The sequence below is a fragment of the Shewanella sp. UCD-FRSSP16_17 genome (genome assembly GCF_001675935.1).
In the GTDB taxonomy this organism is placed as follows: Bacteria; Pseudomonadota; Gammaproteobacteria; order Enterobacterales; family Shewanellaceae; genus Shewanella; species Shewanella japonica.
The window spans coordinates 81,488-102,408 of the sequence record NZ_LZFV01000049.1 but is presented as its reverse complement, the minus strand read 5'-3'; the positions used below and the strand labels follow the sequence as shown (position 1 = coordinate 102,408).

The 20,921-nt window shown below is 41.0% G+C and carries 11 protein-coding genes; 6 read left to right on the top strand and 5 right to left on the bottom strand.

Annotated features, from left to right (window positions below):
• Positions 1 to 87: 87 nt before the first annotated feature.
• Both A9267_RS20805 and A9267_RS20800 read right to left on the bottom strand, forming a co-directional pair.
• Positions 88 to 2,766 (bottom strand): TonB-dependent receptor, encoded by a 2,679-nt coding sequence (locus tag A9267_RS20805; RefSeq protein WP_055024708.1) that lies wholly within the window; start codon positions 2,764 to 2,766, stop codon positions 88 to 90.
• A gap of 597 nt (positions 2,767 to 3,363) precedes the next feature.
• Complete coding sequence (locus A9267_RS20800) at positions 3,364 to 4,437, bottom strand: methyltransferase (protein ID WP_065110602.1); 1,074 nt, start codon at positions 4,435 to 4,437, stop codon at positions 3,364 to 3,366.
• A 241-nt stretch (positions 4,438 to 4,678) separates the two neighbouring features.
• On the opposite strand from A9267_RS20800, the gene A9267_RS20795 reads away from it, so the two are divergent.
• Complete coding sequence (locus A9267_RS20795; RefSeq protein WP_065110601.1) at positions 4,679 to 6,313, top strand: amidohydrolase family protein; 1,635 nt, start codon at positions 4,679 to 4,681, stop codon at positions 6,311 to 6,313.
• A gap of 534 nt (positions 6,314 to 6,847) precedes the next feature.
• On the opposite strand, the gene cysK is transcribed toward A9267_RS20795, so the two are convergent.
• On the bottom strand, positions 6,848 to 7,813 hold the full coding sequence (gene cysK / locus A9267_RS20790; protein ID WP_055024706.1) for a cysteine synthase A: 966 nt from the start codon (positions 7,811 to 7,813) through the stop codon (positions 6,848 to 6,850).
• 370 nt (positions 7,814 to 8,183) lie between these two features.
• Here cysK and A9267_RS20785 point away from each other — a divergent pair, with 370 nt between their 5' ends.
• Positions 8,184 to 9,305, top strand: coding sequence for a beta-ketoacyl-ACP synthase III (locus A9267_RS20785; protein ID WP_055024705.1), 1,122 nt, complete (start codon positions 8,184 to 8,186; stop codon positions 9,303 to 9,305).
• 19 nt (positions 9,306 to 9,324) lie between these two features.
• Positions 9,325 to 10,557 carry a response regulator gene (locus tag A9267_RS20780; RefSeq protein ID WP_065110600.1) on the top strand — a complete coding sequence of 411 codons (1,233 nt, stop codon included), beginning with the start codon at positions 9,325 to 9,327 and terminating at the stop codon, positions 10,555 to 10,557.
• Positions 10,558 to 10,634: 77 nt separating this feature from the next.
• Here A9267_RS20780 and A9267_RS20775 read toward each other — a convergent pair whose 3' ends face one another.
• A complete protein-coding gene (locus tag A9267_RS20775) occupies positions 10,635 to 12,989 on the bottom strand; it encodes a carbohydrate binding family 9 domain-containing protein (protein WP_065110617.1) in 2,355 nt (784 codons plus the stop codon).
• 292 nt (positions 12,990 to 13,281) lie between these two features.
• Positions 13,282 to 14,046: a sulfate transporter CysZ gene (gene cysZ, locus A9267_RS20770; RefSeq protein ID WP_055024702.1), complete on the bottom strand. Its 765-nt coding sequence runs from the start codon at positions 14,044 to 14,046 to the stop codon at positions 13,282 to 13,284.
• A gap of 188 nt (positions 14,047 to 14,234) precedes the next feature.
• On the opposite strand from cysZ, the gene smc reads away from it, so the two are divergent.
• The 3 genes from smc to ligA all read left to right on the top strand — a co-directional run bounded on the left by smc (position 14,235) and on the right by ligA (position 20,912).
• Positions 14,235 to 17,720 (top strand): chromosome segregation protein SMC, encoded by a 3,486-nt coding sequence (smc, locus tag A9267_RS20765; protein WP_065110599.1) that lies wholly within the window; start codon positions 14,235 to 14,237, stop codon positions 17,718 to 17,720.
• Between the two features lie 20 nt (positions 17,721 to 17,740).
• Positions 17,741 to 18,826 carry a cell division protein ZipA gene (zipA, locus tag A9267_RS20760; RefSeq protein WP_065110598.1) on the top strand — a complete coding sequence of 362 codons (1,086 nt, stop codon included), beginning with the start codon at positions 17,741 to 17,743 and terminating at the stop codon, positions 18,824 to 18,826.
• A gap of 79 nt (positions 18,827 to 18,905) precedes the next feature.
• Entirely contained in the window at positions 18,906 to 20,912 is a 2,007-nt protein-coding gene (gene ligA, locus A9267_RS20755; protein WP_065110597.1) for an NAD-dependent DNA ligase LigA, read from the top strand.
• The last annotated feature ends 9 nt before the right edge of the window (positions 20,913 to 20,921 follow it).

Genomic DNA, 20,921 nt, shown 5'->3' with positions numbered 1-20,921 from the left:
TATCTAATCTTAAACATAAAAAAACGGCATCAGATACTTTTGATGCCGTTAGAGTCGGGAGACACTTAAAGTTGTATTACATTAACGCTAGAACTTAACTTCACCTTCAACAAACCATTCACGTCCGCGAGCGTTGTAGACGCTACGAGGGTAGTGAGGCCATGATGTGTTGGTTGGGTCAAAGTTAGGACCTACGTCAAATAGGTTGACGATACCAGCCGTTAACTTCATGTTATCTGTGAAGTTATAAGCCGATGTTAGATTCCACTTAGTCTGTGATGCGACTTCTAAATCTTCTTCGCTGAACTCGTCATCATCAATGAATGAGCTGTAAGACACACCGTGCATACGTGCTGTATGGTAAGCACCTAGCGTGGTTTCAAAGTCATTAATGAAGTAGGTGAAGATCATGTTGGCACGGTACTGAGGTAATCCGCCGTCTTCAATGTCGTCATCAACATCTGAAGTTGGGTTTAACTGACCTTCAGATAACAAAATGTAAGTACCATTAAAGTTAACTCGTAATTCACCCATATCATTGAAGTCCCAGCTGTAACCAGCTGTTAAATCAATACCACGCACTTTTTGATACGCTAAGTTTTGAGCCACAGTGTTGATGTGAGTGATTGTGCCACTTGCATCACGAGTGATCATATCTTCATAGGTGTCGTATTCTTGAGCGGCAGTCGAAGCGCTAATATCGCTTACCATGTCGTCAAGTTTCCATTCCCATAAGTCAATCGATGCTTCTAAGCTATCGCCACCCCAAACTGCACCGATGTTAGCTGTGTAGCCTGTTTCTGCTTCTAGATCTTTGTTTGCACCCGTTGTGGTGTCAATGTGAAGCTCATTACAGATTTCATTGATGGTTGGATCTGGGTTAGTAACGCCAGGTTGTCCGCCCATTGCTTGACACTGTTTAAAGTCGATAACTGTAGTGAAGCCGTTTGTCGCATCACCATATACACGGTGCATATCAGGGGCTCGGAATACGCTACTCCAAGAACCACGAACCAATAACTCGTCAACAGGACGGTATTCTACGGTTACTTGTGGTGATAAATTACCACCAAAGTCGCTGTAGTGATCGTAACGAAGCGCCGCAGCGATTGTTAATTCGTCCATTAATGGGACACTTAATTCTGCATAAGTTGCCCAGAAATCACGTTCGCCAGCACCAGATGAACCACCTGTTGTTAGCACTGAACCATTTTGGGTTTCAGAATCAGATTCTGTTTCATAGTCTTGTTCTGTGTATTCAGCACCAAATGCAAACATGGCATCGCCATCAGGCATTTCAAACGCCATACCAGTGATGTTTGCTTGAACGTTCTTTTGAGTTGACTGAGCACGCTCAAATGGAGAGTAAGACGCTGCTTCAACATCTTCGTCAGACATATTTTCAAGTAATGAATTACCGTTTTCACCTGCAGTGATGTAATCGAACATGCCACCAACAGTTGCAAAACCGCTGCGGTAAACATCGACGTTGGTACGGCCGTAGTTTACAGACATATCCCAGTCGTACTCATCAGCTAAAACGCCTTGAAGACCTGCTGAGAAAAAGTAGTTATTGGTGTTCGTTTCGCCACTACGGTTATCAAATTCGTGTAGACGTCGAACATAGTAGTAATCGCCATCAGTAGCATTAGCGAAGTCACCACCAAGCCCGGTTGATTTGCTGAATGTCTTGCTCATCAAATCGCCGTAGCTCACGGTTAAGTCATCACCTGAAACATTGATATCGTAATCATCAATTGCCATTGGTTCAAAGTTGGTGGTTGATTTAGCGTTAGCAAAATCAAGACGACCTAAGAAAGTGATATCGTCAGATAGTTCATAGTTAAAGTTAGTTGTACTGATAAAGCGATAGCTTTCTGGCTCTAAGTCACGCCATTCTGAGCGGTCAAAACCACAAATGCTGCGTGCATCATCCCAGAAGAAGCCGCCATCAGTACATTCTTGAGGCGACAGTGAACGAGCCCCTGTGCCTGTACCAGCAATACGCGCACCATAAGAGCTGTATTGTGAGTAGTCACTGTGTGGCACTTTATCTGTGTGTAGACCGAAGTTTTCACGATCTGTGGCTTGTAATGCTTCATTGCTACTGAATTCAATGAAGGTTGATACGTTGCCTTTCTCGTTTGAAGAACCTAATGAAAGCGCGATACGATCATTCATTCCGCCGCCTTCCATAGTATCGCCATGACGATATTTAAGGGCTGCACCGTCAAAATCTTTTTTCAAGATAATGTTAATTACACCGCCAACAGCATCTGCGCCGTAAACTGCAGAACCACCAGATTGAAGAACCTCAATTCTTTCAACTGCTTCCATTGGTAAATTAGCTGTATCTACGAAGTTATCCGTTCCGCCTGCTGGTTTTGGGTACTGATTTAAGCGCTTACCATCAATAAGCGTTAATGTACGGCTTGCACCTGCGTTACGTAAACTGATTGAAGATGCAGCAGGCGTGAAACCATGGACTTCTTGAGTTGTCATGGCTCCTGTGGTCGACGTTAAGTTTTGCAGTGCATCTTGGATAGTGGTAAAGCCTTGCTTTGCCATATCGTCTGCACTAAGAACAGTGACAGGCGTCGCTGTTTCTAAGTCGGTACGTTTAATACGTGAACCAGTAATTTGAATGCGTTCTACATCTGCACCTTCTTCAGCAGCTAGCACTACTGGAGAACTTATCGCTGCGGTGAATGCTCCGCCAACCAATGCTATGCGAATTGCATTGGCTACTTTTGAATTAAGCTGCATCTCATCTCTTCCTATATTGATTTTATCAAAGCCGCGTTTTTAATTAGTAAATCTCTTTGTTGACTTGTAAATGGGGTTAACAGGTCTTTGCGGAAGATGGATAAAATCATACTTAAATAACATTGGCAACATGACTGTTACAGGGGTAAGTTGTTATTTTTGTTATAATTATGTCTTGTTTTTGTTTTTAAAATTAACATAGACTTTTGGTGTCACATATTGTTACGAACGCTAAGAGGGTGTAACTGAATAGATAAAGCTTGGATGGGTTGTTTTTTGAGCGCAAATGTGGATTTTTTGTGTAACTACGGTAAAGAAATGTCGTGCATGATTAGCTTCAACTAAAGTGGTGACGTTTGAAGATGTTGCAAAATGTATTAGCAAAAAGGCGTTAATTTTAATGTTGCTAAATTGATTTTGTGAGGTTAATCACGATTTAACAAGTGCTGTATGGCAGATGTTTACTGGATTTGTAGGCAATACCGCTTGAATGTAAATGTTAAATTTAATTCAAGCGCTTGCCAATATGGAGAGATTTTAACGTAATTACTCAATGGTGTTACAGTTTGATAAGTGTAAACAATGAGGAGTTTTAGCCTATGGTTTTACCTTACAGCGTAATAAGGTGTGCCCTAAGCCAATATTGTCGATGTCTTCATCAACGTAAAGACCTGCTTCACTGATCATCTTTAACATATCTTTACTGTGATACATGCGGCTATAGCCATTCGCTATTGCGGTAAAATAAAGTGATGTGGCGTTTACGCAATATGCTCCCGCCTCGTAAGGTTGCCTGTCCCAGTAGGTTTCTAAAATACACAGTTCACTGTTAGGTTTCATTGCGGCAACTGTGCGTTTTAAAATGGTGATAATTTGCTGCTTTGAAAAACAGTCCAAGAACTGACTCATCCAGTATAAATCACCGCCTTCAAAAAATGGTTTGTTTGGGTCTAATAGGTCTGTTTCAAATGGAAACACTCTATCATCGACCATATTGTTGCGTGCGTTTTCCATCGCTACGGCTAGTTGCCCTGGTAGATCCATGATGGTGACGTTGACGTTTGCATCATAGCCAGTACAAGCGAATGCCCATTTACCAGTATTGCCACCGACATCGACTATATGTTGTGGCTGAGATTTGAAAATCATCGGCAGTAAACTGTCAAATGCGTGGTCTGAATAATAATGGTCAAATTCAAACCAACTACGTTTTGTCTGTTCTGGCAGTTGGCTTAATCCTGGGTAAATGGTGTCCCATTCTCCTAAGTGTTTTAATCCCGCTGCGTTGCCTTGTTTAAGCGATGCTTCTAGCTCAAATAAACCTTGATAACAAACATCATGGATAAAATTCAGGTTCTTGGATGCCATATCGTCATGCAGTAAGAAATATCCTGTTTTATCTAATCGATATAACTCATCTTTACACCAAAATATCCCCATGCTTAATCCCATATCCAGTAACACGTGAATGGCATATTCAGAAAGGTCATTGTTGTTAGTTAATTCCGTAAGGCTGATACCCGTTTCTCCAGCATTATCGATTTGTGCAAGTAAGCCAAACTGGCTTAAACAACGGGCCACTTGGAAACTAACAGGAGCGAAGGCAATTTTTTGGGCTTCAAACTTAGCGTCATAAGCGGATATAGATTTAGGGGATTGGTAAAAAGACATATAAGGAGACAATCTGGAGTGAATGTTAAAGTGCGCCAATGTTAACAAACGATATTAGATAAGAATTTGATCCAGCTCTATTCCTTCAACTATATTTACTTTAGTTAGCACTAAATAATAGTGTATTTTTCAATGATTAAGTGTTGCATAGATAATTGATATTCGATTGTTTGGTGATTGTTAGTTATTGCCCAGTAAGTGTTATTTAAATGGCTTTAAAGAATTAAAAGGAGAGATTTTTATGAATCTAACATTGAGGTTTCTAACTGTTCTTATGCTAAGCATGTTGGCGAGTAGCTTTTCTACAGCACAAGATTATGATTTAGTGATCACAAATGGACGAGTGATGGATCCTGAAACTCAGTTTGACGCTGTTGCGAATGTAGGTATTAAAGGCAATAAAATTATAATCATTACAGATAAAGCCATAAAAGGTCATGAGGAAATCGATGCTAAAGGTTTAGTTGTTGCTCCAGGTTTTATCGATACTCATTTTCATTGGACACGTCCTATTGGTTATAAATTGGCTTTGCGAGATGGTGTCACTACTGCAATGGATTTAGAAGCTGGCGTTTATGGCCCTAGAGTAAGTGATTGGTATCAGATGCACGAAAATAATAGTCAAGTCAATTATGGCACGGGATCAGGCCATGAATTTGCCCGTACTAAAGTGATGCAAAATTTACCCGATGAGGATTTATTAGATGCATCATGGTCAGTGGTCAAAGGAAGGTCCTCAGGTACTGCTTGGTTTGAAAAGGTAGCTAACCTTGATGAAGGTAATCATATGTTGACCATCATTGATGAAGGGCTGAGACAGGGTGCCCTTGGTGTAGCATCAACAGTTGGTTACATGCCTGGCGCCACAGCAAGAGAAATGTTTGAGATTCAGCGAGTTGGTGCTAATTACGGCCGCCCAACAGCTGTGCATCTAAGGTATACACCCGGAACAGTCACTACTGAAGCAAATGGTGCTCAAGAAATTCTAACCAATGCGATTGCATTAAACTCGCCAGCTATTATCAATCACTATAACAATCCAGGTTGGGAGTTAGTACAAGAACTGTTGGTAAAATTAAGAGCGCAAGGACATAACGTGTGGGGTGAGATTTATCCATACGCTGCAGGGCAAACCACCATAAATGCAGCATTTATCAAACCCGAAACCTGGGTTGAAAAACTTGGTAATAAATATGAAAACACCATGCAAGACCCATTAACTGGTGATTTTTATACTATGGAAACATACCAAGAAGTATTAGCAAAGGCGCCAGCTACACAAGTAGTACTTTATAAAATGGATCCTAAAGCGATACCTGATTGGTGCCGCCTTCCTGGCGTAACATTCGCCAGTGATGCAATGATGTTACCTGGTGGGTGGGATGAAGAACCTGTATGGGAAACCCCTTATGAAGACATTCCGAATACTCATCCCAGATTAGCTGGTACGCATGGGACTTGTTTACGTATTGCACGTGAAGAGGGCATACCATTAATGCAAATTTTAGCTGCGTCGAGTTATAACCAAGCTAAATACCTAGGTAAAACAGGTCTTGAAGCAATGAAGGTTAGAGGGCGTATGCAGCAAGGAATGATTGCAGATATCACCATCCTTGATCCAAAAACAGTCAAAGACAATGCGACTTATGCAAAAGGTACTTTGCCAACCACAGGCATTCCTTTCGTTATTGTAAATGGCACCATCGTGGTTAAAGATTCAAAGGTGTTGAAAGGAGTTAACCCTGGTCAACCTATTCGGTTCCCAATAGAAGATAAAGGACGATTTGAGCCATTATCGATCGAAAACTGGAAAAATGATTATTTAGTCGGTGATGAGTTTCTTCAAGGAGGCTTAGATCATGGTCATGTTCATTAACGATGAATGGTTTGAATCATGAAGCTTTGAGTGGAACAACATCCCTTGCCATATAACTGGATATAGTTGAGATTCACTTTGTATTTTAATGACTAAATTGATTTGTATTAATTTAGACTGTTCTATCTTTGAAGTTTGTTCATATGATTTCTGTTAGAAACAACAAATAGAGATTGTTTAATCATTCACATAATGCGATTGGCTTTTAGAGGCTTTATTTCATTGTTATCTCAACATGTGGCTAAAGACTATGTATTAGATTTAGCGAAAACGCTAATGAATTAGCTTAGTCATTTTTAGTGCCAATTATAAGAATTACAAATCTCAATGATTCAGTGTCAATTAGTATATTTTAATGTTGGGTTGAGTGGGGCAACAATCCATTTTTGTAGACAGAATTGCAGTAATTAAAACTGTTTCCGAGTAGCCGATAATAAACCAAGTTTTGGTTGATTCTATTTGTTAAATCTTATTTTGAGTATAAAAAAGCCCAGCAATTGCTGGGCTTTTATTAAAACAATCTTTGACTGTGTATTACTGTACGTTTTCGCTGTCACCAAATGCGCCAGCAAATAGTGCAGATGACAGGTAACGTTCTGCTGCTGATGGCAGGATTACAACAATGTTCTTACCTGCAAATTCTGGCTTTTCAGCAATGCGGTTTGCAGCTACAACGGCAGCACCTGAAGAAATACCCACTAAGATACCTTCTTCTTCCATTAGGCGACGAGCCATAGCAATAGCATCTTCGTTGCTGACGGCTTCTACTAAATCAACCATCTCTAAATCTAGGTTACCAGGGATAAAACCTGCGCCAATACCTTGGATTTTATGTGGTCCAGGTTGAAGTGGTTGGCCTGCTTTTGCTTGTGCGATAACAGGAGAGTCAACAGGCTCTACTGCAACAGAAACAATATCTTTGTTCTGTGCTTTAAGGTAACGACTTACACCTGTAATAGTACCACCAGTACCAACACCTGCTACAAATGCTGCAACGTCACCGTCAGTATCGTTCCAGATCTCTGGACCCGTTGTTTTCTCGTGGATCTCTGGGTTAGCTGGGTTACTGAATTGACCAAGAATTAAGTACTTAGCAGGATCTGATTGACGAATTTCTTCGGCTTTATCAATCGCACCTTTCATACCTTTAGCGCCTTCAGTTAACACAAGGTTAGCACCAAGTGCTTTAAGCAACTTACGACGCTCAAGACTCATTGTGTTTGGCATAGTAAGGGTAAGTTTGTAACCACGAGCAGCTGCAACATATGCAAGTGCAATACCTGTGTTACCAGAAGTTGGCTCTACTAATTCTACTTCTTTTGTTAGGGTGCCTTTTTTCTCAGCATCCCAAATCATGTTCGCACCAATACGGCACTTAACACTGAAACTTGGATTACGTGCTTCAACTTTGGCTAACACTTTACCATTGCTTACTCGATTAAGGCGCACTAGTGGGGTATTACCTAGCGTATATGAATTGTCTTCGTAAATGTTGCTCATGGTTTGCTCCTATGTTGGCATTGTCTAATGATAATCGGTTTAAGAGGCTTTAACAGTGATACTTTGTTATTCGTTATTCCTTTTAGTTATTAAAGTTAACTCAATTATAATAATAAAGCATCTGCTTATATAACAATGTCTTAGTTAAGCACGCTTCAATGAGCTCGATGGTCTGACCATCGCTAAATCAGCATTTTGTGCTTAGCGATTACTAAAGATAGTAATAGACTGACATTACAAAAGCGCAATTCATCCTTTCTTATTGGGCGTAATGAACAAAGTCATTACTTGTTCAACACGTAAGCTTCAGCTCAAGGTTCAACACCGAGATGAATTGTTGTTTTCACCAAATTGATACGGCAGATCTAATATGAACAAAGTGGTTATTTCAGGTAGCGGCCTTTACACACCGCCATTTAGCGTAAGTAACGAAGAGTTAGTGTTAAGTTTTAATACCTATGTAGACGAATTTAATGCGCAGCACAGTACCGAAATTGAATCTGGTGAGCTTGCCGCTTTATCACATTCTTCAGCTGAGTTTATTGAAAAAGCATCAGGGATTAAAAGCCGCTATGTGATGGTCAAAGATGGGATTTTAGATCCTAAAGTGATGATGCCATTAATTGCCGATAAACCATCAGATGCGCTTTCAATGCAGGCTGAAATTGGCATTAAAGCTGCTCAACAAGCATTAGAGCAAGCTCAGCTTAATGCAGAAGATATTGATTTGGTGATTGTGGCATGCGCTTACACGCAACGTTCTTATCCTGCTATTGCGATTGAAATTCAACAAGCTATGGGCACTAAAGGTTTTGCCTATGACATGCTGGTGGCGTGTTCATCGGCGACCTTTGCGATTGTTAATGCTGTAAATGCAGTCCAATCAGGTACTGCATCAAGAGTATTAGTCATTAATCCTGAGATTTGCTCACCGCAAGTGAATTATCGGGATAGGGACAGCCACTTCATTTTTGGCGACGTGGCAACAGCTGTTGTGGTTGAACGTGCATCGCTTGCTCAATCTGAACATGCATTTAATGTACTTTCTAGCCAATGTTTTACCGACTTTTCTAATAATATCCGCAGTAATTTTGGCCATATTAACCGCTGCGATCCGAACAATGCTGAAAAACCAGATAAATTATTCCATCAGCAAGGTCGAAAAGTATTCAAAGAATTATTGCCAATGATCTACCAACATTTAGATAAACAGCTGGCAGAAGAGCAGATCCAAGCCAATGAATTTAAGAGGTTATGGCTCCACCAAGCAAATATTAATATGAATATGTTTGTAGTTCGTAAACTTCTCGGTGATAATGTTACAAAATTGAAAGCCCCAGTGGTGTTGGATGAATATGCTAATACTGCTTCAGCCGGGTCGATTATTGCATTTCATAAATATAATCAAGATTTTACGACTGGTGATTTAGGGCTGCTTTGTTCATTTGGTGCTGGCTATTCTATTGGGAGCATCATTTTAGAAAAGACCTAATAATAAATAGGTGAATTAATTGCGTATATTGATTGTTGAAGATAACGAAGCTGTATCTAAAGTACTTCGGCATTTGTTAATGCAAGAGCTGCATTGTGAAGTTGATATTGCGGCAGATGTTTCATCAGCGAATGCCTTACTAGAACAACATTCCTATTTTGTTGTGGTTGCCGAATTGAACCTACCAGATGCACCAGATGGCGAAATTGCCCAGCTGGTGCTGATGTCTTATCAAACTCCTTGTATTGTTTTATCTTCAAACCTTGATGCTCGTCAGCGTAAAAAATTGCTTAAATTGGGTATTGCTGACTACGTGTTAAAAGAAAATCGATTCAGTTATGAGTACGTGGTTAAGCTTGTGGCGAGGTTGGATCAAAATCAACATGTCAAAGTGTTGGTGGCAGACGACTCAGTAGTGAGTCGTAAGTTCGTTAAGGTTTTACTTGAGCAGCAACTTTTTACTGTGCTAGAAGCCTGTGATGGCGCAGAGGCAATCACGGTATTAAATGAAACTCCTGATATTCAATTGCTGATCACTGATTACAACATGCCTAATGTTGATGGCTTCGAGTTAATTCTAAAAGTACGCGAAAAGTTTAGCCGTGAAGATTTAGCCATTATTGGTCTTTCAAATGATACGGATGAAAGTCTGTCTGCACGTTTCATCAAGAATGGCGCTAATGACTTTTTGCAAAAGCCGTTTGTCCACGAAGAGTTTCATTGCCGTGTGTTAAATACGCTTGACTCGTTAGACATGATCCGTAGCTTATGGGAACAAGCTAACCGTGATTATTTAACTAAGGCCTATACTCGACGTTACTTTTTTACCCAACATGAAAAAGATGTCTCTGATTCTGGTCAATTTGCATTGGGCTTAATTGATATCGACTTTTTTAAAAAGGTCAATGACACTCACGGACATGATGTGGGCGATCAAGTGTTGTTTGAGTTTGCTAAACGACTTAAAAATGCTTTCGGACAACACTTTACTGTTGCAAGGTTTGGCGGTGAAGAGTTTGTCGTGGCTTTTAAAGGACTTGATGGTGACCGTGCATTCACAGTGATGGATAAATTTAGACAACAAGTTAATTCTCAGCCTTTTATCACTGACGCGGGTGAGCTAACGATTAGCTTTAGTTGCGGTATTGCCAAAGCGGAGTCGACCGATACTAACTTAGATACTTTATTACATCGTGCTGATTTGTGTTTGTATGAAGCAAAAGAAGCTGGACGAAATAAAGTGGTGTTATAAGCTCGCTTTATTGTTTATATGGTTATAAAAAAGGACTGCTTCGGCAGTCCTTTTTGATTCATTAACCTAAGGTTTGACTAGAGCAACCAAGCGTAACTGACTTTCATAAAGTAGGTTTTATCTTTTTGAGTTAATGAGTCAATGTCATCGGTAGAAATTAATCCATCAGAGTAACCTAAATAGAATACCGACTGAGGATTGAGTTTATAGCCGTATAAAATCTCGTTGCCTAAATTTTGATATTGTTCATTGGGTGATTGATATTGATATAAGTCTGGGTCGCGCTCAATATCAGTATAAACACTCGATAAACGTAAGAAACTGTTTAAGGTTATTTGCCAATTTAAGCGTAAATCAGTTAGGTTAGCGGTAAATAATCGACCTTCATCCACATCAAGCGCTTGGTATTTATGGTCTATATCTAAAATAATTGAATCGGTAATTTTCCATTCAAACGCAGGGTTGAACATCGTCACTGTTGCAGGGCGATCATTGGCGTAATCAATATCGTCACCATAGTTGCTATCGAACTCAATTTTTAACGAGTCGAATGGCACAAAGTTAGTGTAAAACCACATTAGGTCGATGGTATACATGCTTGTATTGCCATCAATAGCAAGTGAAGAACTATCAAGACGACGACCAACACGATCTTTGTGGACAATACCTGTAGCAATATAACTTTGCCAACCACCTTCAAAGCTCACTGATAGTTCGGCTTCTTGTTCAATTTTTTCATTATTTTGATTATGAGTAATATCCCAATCACCACCAAACTGGATCTTGCTAAAGAAGTTGTCCGTTGGGTACCAATAGTAATTGCCACCTGCAACAAACTTACTGGCGTCAATGCGTTCAATAAAACCTAAGTCAGCTCGAAAGTCTTCGCCAGTGGATTCATAGCGTGAAAATGCACGCCAATTTCGGCGTTCATGGTCATAACTGATGCGATACATGCTGTCAGAAAAGTTACCTTGCTTTTTGGTTCGCAGTACGCGTTCGTTATAATCACAATTGCCAATTTCACAGCCTTGTGGGGGAGTTGAGCAGTCATCGCCGTTACAAAACTGCTGAAAGAAATCTTCAGGATATTCGGTATCAGAAAAGACATATTGTGCAGTAAATGTATCTTGTTTTGTCGGTTGCCATTTGGTGTCAACACTGGCGACATAGTTATGGTAGTTATCTGATTGTTTTGCGGTAACTAAGCCACCAAAAGAAAGCTCACTGCTTGGATCAAAGCGATATCGTGCTGCAAGGTTATAGCTTTCTTCATCTATGGTGGCGACGTCTGAGCTTAAGTTTCCAGGTACTAGAAACTGGGTTTGTTCATCGTTTGCCGCTAATACAGCAATGGTATGGTCGTCAGTTTTACTCGTTAATTTAAGTCCATAATCTGGCGAACTAATATTTCGAGTGTGTAATAAGCTTAATTGAGTATCGAAATAGTCTTTGTTATCTAAAAAAAATGCCCGTTTTTCAGGGTAAAACAATGCGAAATTATTATTCACATCGAGTTGACCTGAATCTGCCTCGACTTGAGAAAAATCAGGATTAATTGTGGCATTAAGCAAGGTTGTCGGGGTAATACCCCAACGTAAATCTAATCCAACCTCAATATCATCTTCATCTTGCCATGGCTGATTTGGATTCAATTCTCGTTGGCTATTTCTCGCTGCAACAATAGATGGGGTAATTTGAATATCTTGGCCTTGCTGCGCGCCAGCTAATCCTGTTGCAGTGCCTAATTGACATAGTTGACATGATACGTTTCTATCAATTTTGTTGGTTGATAAACGGTGAGTTTCATTGCGAGGGTAAAATCTGACTAATTCTATTCCCCAAGTTTGAATGTCTTTTTTATCATCAAAGTTAAATAATCTAAGAGGCAGTTCGATTTCTACTTGGTAGCCTTGCTCGGTTAATTTACCCGCGCTATACCAAATCCCATCCCATGCATCACTTTCTTGGCCAGTGAGCTCATTTTCAATAGAGTCATTTTGAACGCCATAGGGGTTGACGAAAAATTGATAAGCCAGACGGGCATTATTGAATGTATCTAGCTTAATCCCGACTTGATCATCACCCCATGAATTATCACGATCACGTAAATTAGCGCGAATTTGAGAAGGGTTATTGTCATGGGCTGTAAAGGCAACAAATAGGCTGGTTTCAGTTGCGAATATTTTGGCATCTGTTGTTACTAATGCGGCAATGTTCTCACCCGGAGAGGTTTCGTATTTAAGTTGAATATTGGCGGCTTGTTGCCACTGTGGCTCATTGAATTCACCATCTATCTCAGCGTGTTGAGTTAATGTCGGAATCGTGACATTGAATTGCTGAGGATCGCCAGCATTTACTGGGGCACTTAAACTGAGGGATGTGGCAAAGAAGCCTGATAAAAGAGTATGAAAATAAACAGTTTTATTCACAATATACGTAAGAATTATGATGAGTTTGAGCAATTGTCGCAAAATCCATCGATAAGGTCGTTAACTATTTGTGTTTAAATGGTTTCAAATTGTAACTAAAATGTTTTGGTTGGGTGTGGGTCGTTGTCGTGTTGCTAGATTAGGTAAGTTTTAGCGTTGTTTGTTTTGTATCGATTCGTTTGATTAAGGGGGATTAATCAAGCTTAGACTTTAGACCTGTATATATTAGTCCTGTAAATAAAAATGCCCTAAGCAAGCTTGGGCATTTTTATTAGGATAGGGGGCGAATAGGTTATTCGGGAGCGATTTCTGGATGTTTATACGCTTCACGGTATTTATCGACCCACATGGCTGTTGCACCACAAATCGCCACAGGCATCACGATAAAGTTAACGATAGGTATCATTGAAAATAAAGTCACCGCTGCGCCAAAACTGTAGCTGGTACCTTTAGTTTGAGCTAAAGCAAATTTCATATCATTAAAAGGGACTTTGTGATTATCAAAAGGAAAATCACAATATTGAATCGCCATCATCCAAGCACTAAACAAGAACCAAAGGATAGGCGCTGCAGTTTGACCAACAACAGGTACAATAAATAGCACTAAAAAAAGTAATGCTCTGGGTAGATAGTATTTAAGCTTAATCCATTCTCGCCCTAGGATCCGCGGTAAGTCTTTTATAAGATCAACTGTGGTCCCAGAATTGAGTGGTTTACCCGTTAGATGCATTTCAACTTTTTCGGCAAGCAGTCCATTAAAAGGGGCTGCAATCCAGTTCATCACAGAGCTAAATACAAATGACATCACCACTAATAAGCTGACGATTGCGAGCGGCCACAAGAAAAAGTTAAGCCAAGTCAGGTATTCAGGTATTTGGCTGTTCATCCAACCAAATAATTCATCTAGTTTGCCGACAGCAAAATAAATTGCTGTTGAAAATAAGACTAAGTTGACCATTAAGGGAATAAACACAAAAGTACGTAGCCCTGGCTGTTTTATCAGCTTAAAGCCATCAATAAAATAATTTACACCACTTTTAACGGGTTTGATTGCCATTCATTACATCCTTGAAAAAACTACTTATTACTGATTGTGGTGACGCATTGCTCGGAAAACAAGCCTTAAAGTGTGTTTAAGTCATAAAAATCGTTACAAAATGCAGCGCGATTGGTAAAGTTAGCTGTATATCTGATTCATACTTTTATATCACTTACTTATCCTAACGGAACGACGACTTAAGCAACATGCGATTAAAACAAATAAAACTTGCTGGCTTTAAGTCGTTCGTTGACGCAACCAAAATTCCTTTTAATCAACCATTGACTGCCATTATTGGTCCAAACGGCTGTGGTAAATCCAATGTGATTGATGCTGTACGTTGGGTGCTGGGTGAAAGTAGCGCCAAGCATTTACGTGGCGACTCGATGATGGACGTTATATTTAACGGTTCAAGCGCCCGTAAACCTGTATCAGTGGCCAGTATTGAGCTGAGTTTTGAAAATATAGATGGCCGACTTGCAGGTCAATATGCCAGTTATCAAGAGATCACTGTTAAACGTCAGGTGAGCCGTGATGGCGACTCTAATTATTTCCTTAATGGTCAAAAGTGTCGCCGTAAAGATATTACTGACTTATTTATGGGTACAGGTCTTGGTCCCCGCAGTTACGCCATTATTGAGCAAGGCACCATTTCACGGCTTATTGAATCAAAACCCCAAGAGCTTAGAGTATTTATTGAAGAAGCGGCGGGAATATCTCGTTACAAAGAGCGTCGCCGTGAAACTGAAAATCGGATCCGCCATACCCGTGAAAATCTTGAGCGGCTGAGCGATATTCGCTTAGAGCTTGGCACTCAGTTAGAAAAACTTGACCAACAGGCTCAAGCGGCCAAACAATATCGTGAACTTAAGCAGCAGGAGCGTGACTTTCATGCTCAATTGCTGGTGATGCGATATCAAGAACTGCAAAGCCAAAGTGATAATATTGCGACTGAAATTAATCAGCTTGAGTTATCTATTGCGGCAGAAAAAGCCCAAGGTGAAACCACCGAACTTACGCTAACTCAGCTAAAGGCCCAACTCACTGACTTATCAGATAGTGAACAAAAGCTCGTTGAGCAGTATTATCAAGCGGGGACAGAAATTGCCAAGCTTGAGCAGCAATTGAAGCATCAACAGCAACAAGACTCCCAGCTTGAGCAGCAATTAGCTGATGTGACGAAACAACATCAAGAAGCCAGCAATGAGTTGCGAACATTATCAGTACAAGAACAGCAACTGACATCAGAAATTGAGTCTTTAACGCCACAGCTTAGTAGTGCAAATGAAGAATTAGCTATCATTGATGAACAACTGCAAGAAGTTGATGAAAAAGCTGCAGGGCTGCAGCAGCACCTGAGTATTCTGTCTGATACGGTGTCAAATGCCAAAATGGAAGCGGCGTTAACTCAAAACAAATTGCAGCATCAGCAGCAAAGTTTATCTGTGTTGCAGCAACAGCTGATTTCGTTAAAAGCTGAGCAACAACACAACACTGATGAAAATAATCATGCAGAGCTAGCGGCGTTAGATGAACAGATTACATCACTAACCCAAGAGTTAGCACTAGAAGATGACATAAAACATCAGTTAACTGAACAGCTAGAAGATAAGCAACAATCACTGCAGCAAGTATCTGAACAGTATCAGCAAAATAAGCAACATTTAACCTCGCTGACTGCTCGCCATGAGTTGATTGATCAATGGTTGAGTAACAATCAGCCTGAGCATCAACAAGCCTTATGGCAGGTGATTAATGTCACTCCAGGTTGGGAGCAAGCAGTAGACTTGCTTTTGCAGGGCATTTTACAGACAGAAGTCAACACGCTTGATAATTGGGATGAACGAGGGTTTGTCAGCTGCGATAAAGGTTGGAGTCAGACGCAAATTCAAGCGCCGGTGAATCTTGCTCCTTGGCTTGAACAGGTGGTTTGGGTTGATTCCATTGCCGAGGCAAAGTTAATACTCGAACACCCAAATACTAATACTGAGTTTGGTGACAACTCTTTATCTCGTGGCAATTCTGTATCTCGTGAGAATAGAATGTCCCGTAACACCATTATTGCTACCAAAGACGGCTATCTCGTCGGTCAAGGTTTTGTGATTAGTAAATCAGAAGGTCAGCAATCTGAGCTTGCACTTAAAAATGAAGCTGTGCAACTCGACACAGAAATAACTGAACTGCAGCAAACGCTGCTCGCTGAACAAATTGCAGTGAGCGAGCTTACTCAGCAAGTGGCGGATGTTCACGGACAAATGGCAGCGTCTCAAGCTAAGTGCCATCAGTTGCAGCTTCATTGCAGTAAATTTGAGGCACAGAGTCTTAGCTTACAAAAACAGCAAAAAGAAACACAGCGACGCAAAAGCAATTTAGATCAGCAAGTCGTCAATTGTCAGCAACAAATAGAGCAAGGGCAGTTAACTGTCGCACAGCTATCCAGTGAAGTTGAACAGTTAACCGGTCAGCACCAGCAGCAGTTGGCTCATCAGCAACAAGCAAATCAAGACTGGCAGACAGCGAATCATCAATTGCGTGAATGCAAATCGAAACGTAGCCAGCAGGAACGTGAAGTTAATCAGTTACAACAAAAGTCACAGGCGTTACAAACTCAATCAGCGGTGACTTCTGCGCAATTAAGCAAGCAACAGCAAGTTTGCCAAGGACTTGCTAAAAAAACGGAACAGTTGCGATTGCTGCAAAAACAAACAAATGAAACCTTGGGCGATCAGCAGTTAGCCCAGTTACAAAATCAACTATCGCAGCAATTAGATAGCCAACAAACAAAGCAACAATTGTTAAATTCCAACAGGACGCAACAAGCTGAGTTGCAAACACGTGTCGATAGTGCGGTATTGATTCAAAAACAACAGCTTGGTGCACTTCAAAACTTGACTCAATCGCTCAGCGGGTTAAAGTTACGGCGTGAAGGTTTAAAAGGTCAAGCTAACGGTCAATACCAATTACTCGAAGAGCAACAAATTACTATTCAGGCGGTACTCAAAGAGATACCTGAAGGGGCTAAAGTTGGCGCTTGGCAAAAGAGTTTAGATAAAGTCAGGGCGCGAATAAGTCACTTAGGGGCAATTAACTTAGCCGCTATTGAAGAGTTTGAGCAGCAAAGCGAGCGAAAAGCCTACTTAGATAATCAAGATAATGATTTAAACAAAGGCTTAGCCAGTCTTGAAGAAGCAATAAGAAAAATTGATAAAGAAACACGTAGTCGTTTTAAAGTGACATTTGATGCGGTGAATGCGGATTTATCGAGGTTGTTTCCTAAAGTTTTTGGTGGTGGTAAAGCGTATTTAGCATTGACCGACGATGACTTACTTGAAACTGGAGTGACCATTATGGCGCAACCTCCAGGTAAGAAGAATAGTACGATTCACCTTCTTAGTGGTGGAGAAAAAGCGTTAACCGCTTTATCATTAGTATTTGCCATATTTAGACTTAATCCTGCACCATTTTGTATGCTCGATGAAGTCGATGCACCACTTGATGACGCCAATGTTGAGCGATTTTGTCGTTTACTCAAAGAGATGTCACAGAGTGTGCAGTTTGTTTATATCAGTCATAATAAAATAACCATGGAAATGGCTGATCAATTAATAGGTGTCACTATGCATGAACCGGGAGTTTCACGTATAGTCGCAGTAGATATCGATGAAGCGGTGGCACTAGCCGACGCGGATTAAACAGGATTACAGGGTTACCAATGGAAGATTTTCAACTGGTTTTGTTTGTACTGGGTGCAATAGCGATAATTGCAGTACTGGTTCATGGTTTTTGGTCTATTCGTAAACAACAACCAAAAAGCCTAAAAGACAACCCAATGACGGGTTTTTATAAAGACCAAGCTCAGCAGCGAGATTCTCAAGGGTTTGATGCTGACGGTATTGGCGAAGTTCGTCGAGTTAAAGTGGACAGTGATACAAGTGAAGGCGCTAAAGTAGAACCAAGCCCAACCCCTACACCTTCAGGCCATCAACCCGACAATAATGATGTTGAAATCAATGAAGTGGGATCTAAAAAAGGCATTGGTTTACAAAATCAATCTGCGGTTAATACTCAAGCGCCAAGTTATCATCCTGAGCGTAAAGAGCCTGTACTGAAAGTAAGCGAGCCAGTTCAAGAAACTATTGCAGAAATTCAACCAGCAGTTGAAGAGCACGTGCCAACTCAGCAAGCGTTGTTTGCAGAAGACTCTTATTCTCAACCACAATCGAGCCAAGTGGAAACCATGACGACCGCTGACGTTGAGCCTGCAGAGAGTAAGCAAGACGCGAGTGTCGCTCAAGCGGCAGTAAATGAGACAGTTAAACCAACATTGCAAGAGACGACTTCACAAGATGCTGTGATAGACACAGCAGAACCAGAAGAGCCGTTAGGTGAGCCTCAAGATGTATTAGTGCTTCATGTGGTTGCTCGTGAAGGTGAACAAATGCATGGTGCTGAGCTATTACCAAGCTTGCTGTCATTAAACTTCAAATTTGGCGACATGGATATTTTCCACCGTCACTTAGATAATGCTGGCAACGGCAAAGTACTATTCTCGATGGCAAACATGCTTAAACCGGGCGTATTTGACCCAGATAACATGGAGCAATTTGTCACCCAAGGTGTGGTGTTGTTTATGACTCTGCCTTGTCACGGCGATCCATTAATGAACTTCTCAATCATGCTTAATTCTGCTCAGCAGTTGGCTGATGATTTAGGTGCAGAAGTCTTAGATGGCCAACGTCAACCTTGGACGGATAGCACCAAACAAGAGTATTTAGGCCGTATCAGAGTTGTAGCGTAAGCGGCGACAATTTAATATTAAATGATAATAGAATGAGGCCGCACTTGCGGCCTTATTTGTCTTTAGATGAGTAATTTTTATGCAAGACATTAAAACAGAAATTCAGCAAATTAGCAGTGAACTGCATAGCCATAATATTCGTTATTACGTTGACGATGCTCCTAGTATTCCAGATGCTGAGTATGACCGTTTAATGCAACGTTTAATCGCACTTGAAACAGCTCACCCTGAACTAATGAGTGCGGACTCTCCGACGCAACGTGTAGGCGGCGTTCCTCTGGCCAAATTTGATCAAATTACCCATTTAAAGCCAATGTTGAGCCTTGATAATGCTTTTGAACAAGCTGATTTTGAGGCATTTAATAAACGTATTAGCGATAAAGTCGATACGGTTCATTATTGTTGTGAGCCTAAATTAGATGGTCTAGCTGTCAGTATTCTATACCGTAACGGTATATTAGAACGGGCAGCAACACGTGGTGACGGAGCGGTGGGCGAAGATATTACCGATAATGTTAAAACCATTAAGTCAGTGCCACTCAAATTACGTGGAGAACACTTTCCTGAGTTATTAGAGGTGCGTGGTGAAGTCATCATGCCAAAAGCGGCTTTTGATGCATTAAATGAACGTCAATTGAGTAAAGGCGAAAAGGTCTTTGTTAATCCACGTAATGCGGCCGCAGGTAGTTTAAGACAGCTAGATAGTAAAATTACTGCAACACGTGCACTAGGCTTCTATGCCTATGCATTAGGGGTGGTCGAAGGTGAAGTGACTCCATTAGCTGATACCCATTTTGGGCAACTAAACCAGCTTAAAGAATGGGGACTACCGTTAAGCCAAGAAGTGAAAGTCTGCGAGTCTTTACCAGAAGTGTTCGCTTATTATGCCGATATTATGGCTCGCAGAAGTGAGTTATCTTATGAAATTGATGGCGTCGTCATAAAAGTTAACGATATTGCTAAACAACAAGTGCTTGGTTTTGTTGCGCGTGCGCCGCGCTGGGCTATCGCGTATAAGTTTCCAGCTCAAGAAGAAATGACCTTACTAGAAGATGTGGATTTTCAAGTCGGTCGTACAGGTGCGGTAACGCCAGTTGCACGTTTAAAACCTGTCTTCGTGGGCGGTGTTACTGTATCAAATGCCACGTTACACAATGCCGATGAAATAGCGCGTTTAGGCGTCAAAGTTGGTGATACCGTAATTATTCGCCGCGCGGGTGATGTTATTCCACAAATCGTGGCCATTGTGCCTGAAAAACGCCCTGATAATGCGACTGAGATTACTTTCCCGTCAGAGTGTCCCGTATGTCAAAGTTTAGTGGAACGTCTTGAGGGCGAAGCGGTTGCTCGATGCAGCGGTGGTTTGTTTTGTGAGGCTCAACGTAAAGAAGCGATTAAGCATTTTGCTTCACGAAAAGCGTTAAATATTGATGGTATGGGCGATAAAGTCGTTGAGCAGCTGATTGACAAGGAGCTTGTACAAAGCCCTGCTGAACTGTTTACCTTAACTGCATCAATGGTGACCATGCTTGAACGTATGGCAATGAAGTCAGCGACAAAGTTAATTGCTGCGATAGATGATGCGAAGACCACGACGTTAGCTCGTTTCATTTATGCTTTGGGGATCCGTGAAGTGGGCGAGGCAACAGCCGCTAACTTAGCAAGTCACTATAAAACGCTGGATGCAATTAAAGCGGCAGATATTGATGCCTTAATTGAAGTGGATGATGTCGGGACAATTGTGGCAAAGCATATTGCGCACTTTTTTGCTCAACCTCATAACCTTGAAGTCATTGATAAGTTAATTGAAGCAGGCGTGAATTGGCCTGCGATTGAAGCGGTTGATGAGGCTGAATTAAGTCTTAAAGGCCAAACGTGGGTGTTAACAGGCACCTTAACTCAGCTAAATCGAAATGATGCTAAAGCTCAATTACAAGCCTTGGGAGCGAAAGTAGCGGGTAGTGTATCAAAAAATACTGACTGCTTAGTGGCGGGTGAGGCCGCTGGTTCTAAACTGGCTAAAGCGCAGGATTTAGGGGTTAAAGTGATTAATGAAGACGAGCTATTAACTTTATTAAAGGCATAATCCATACAC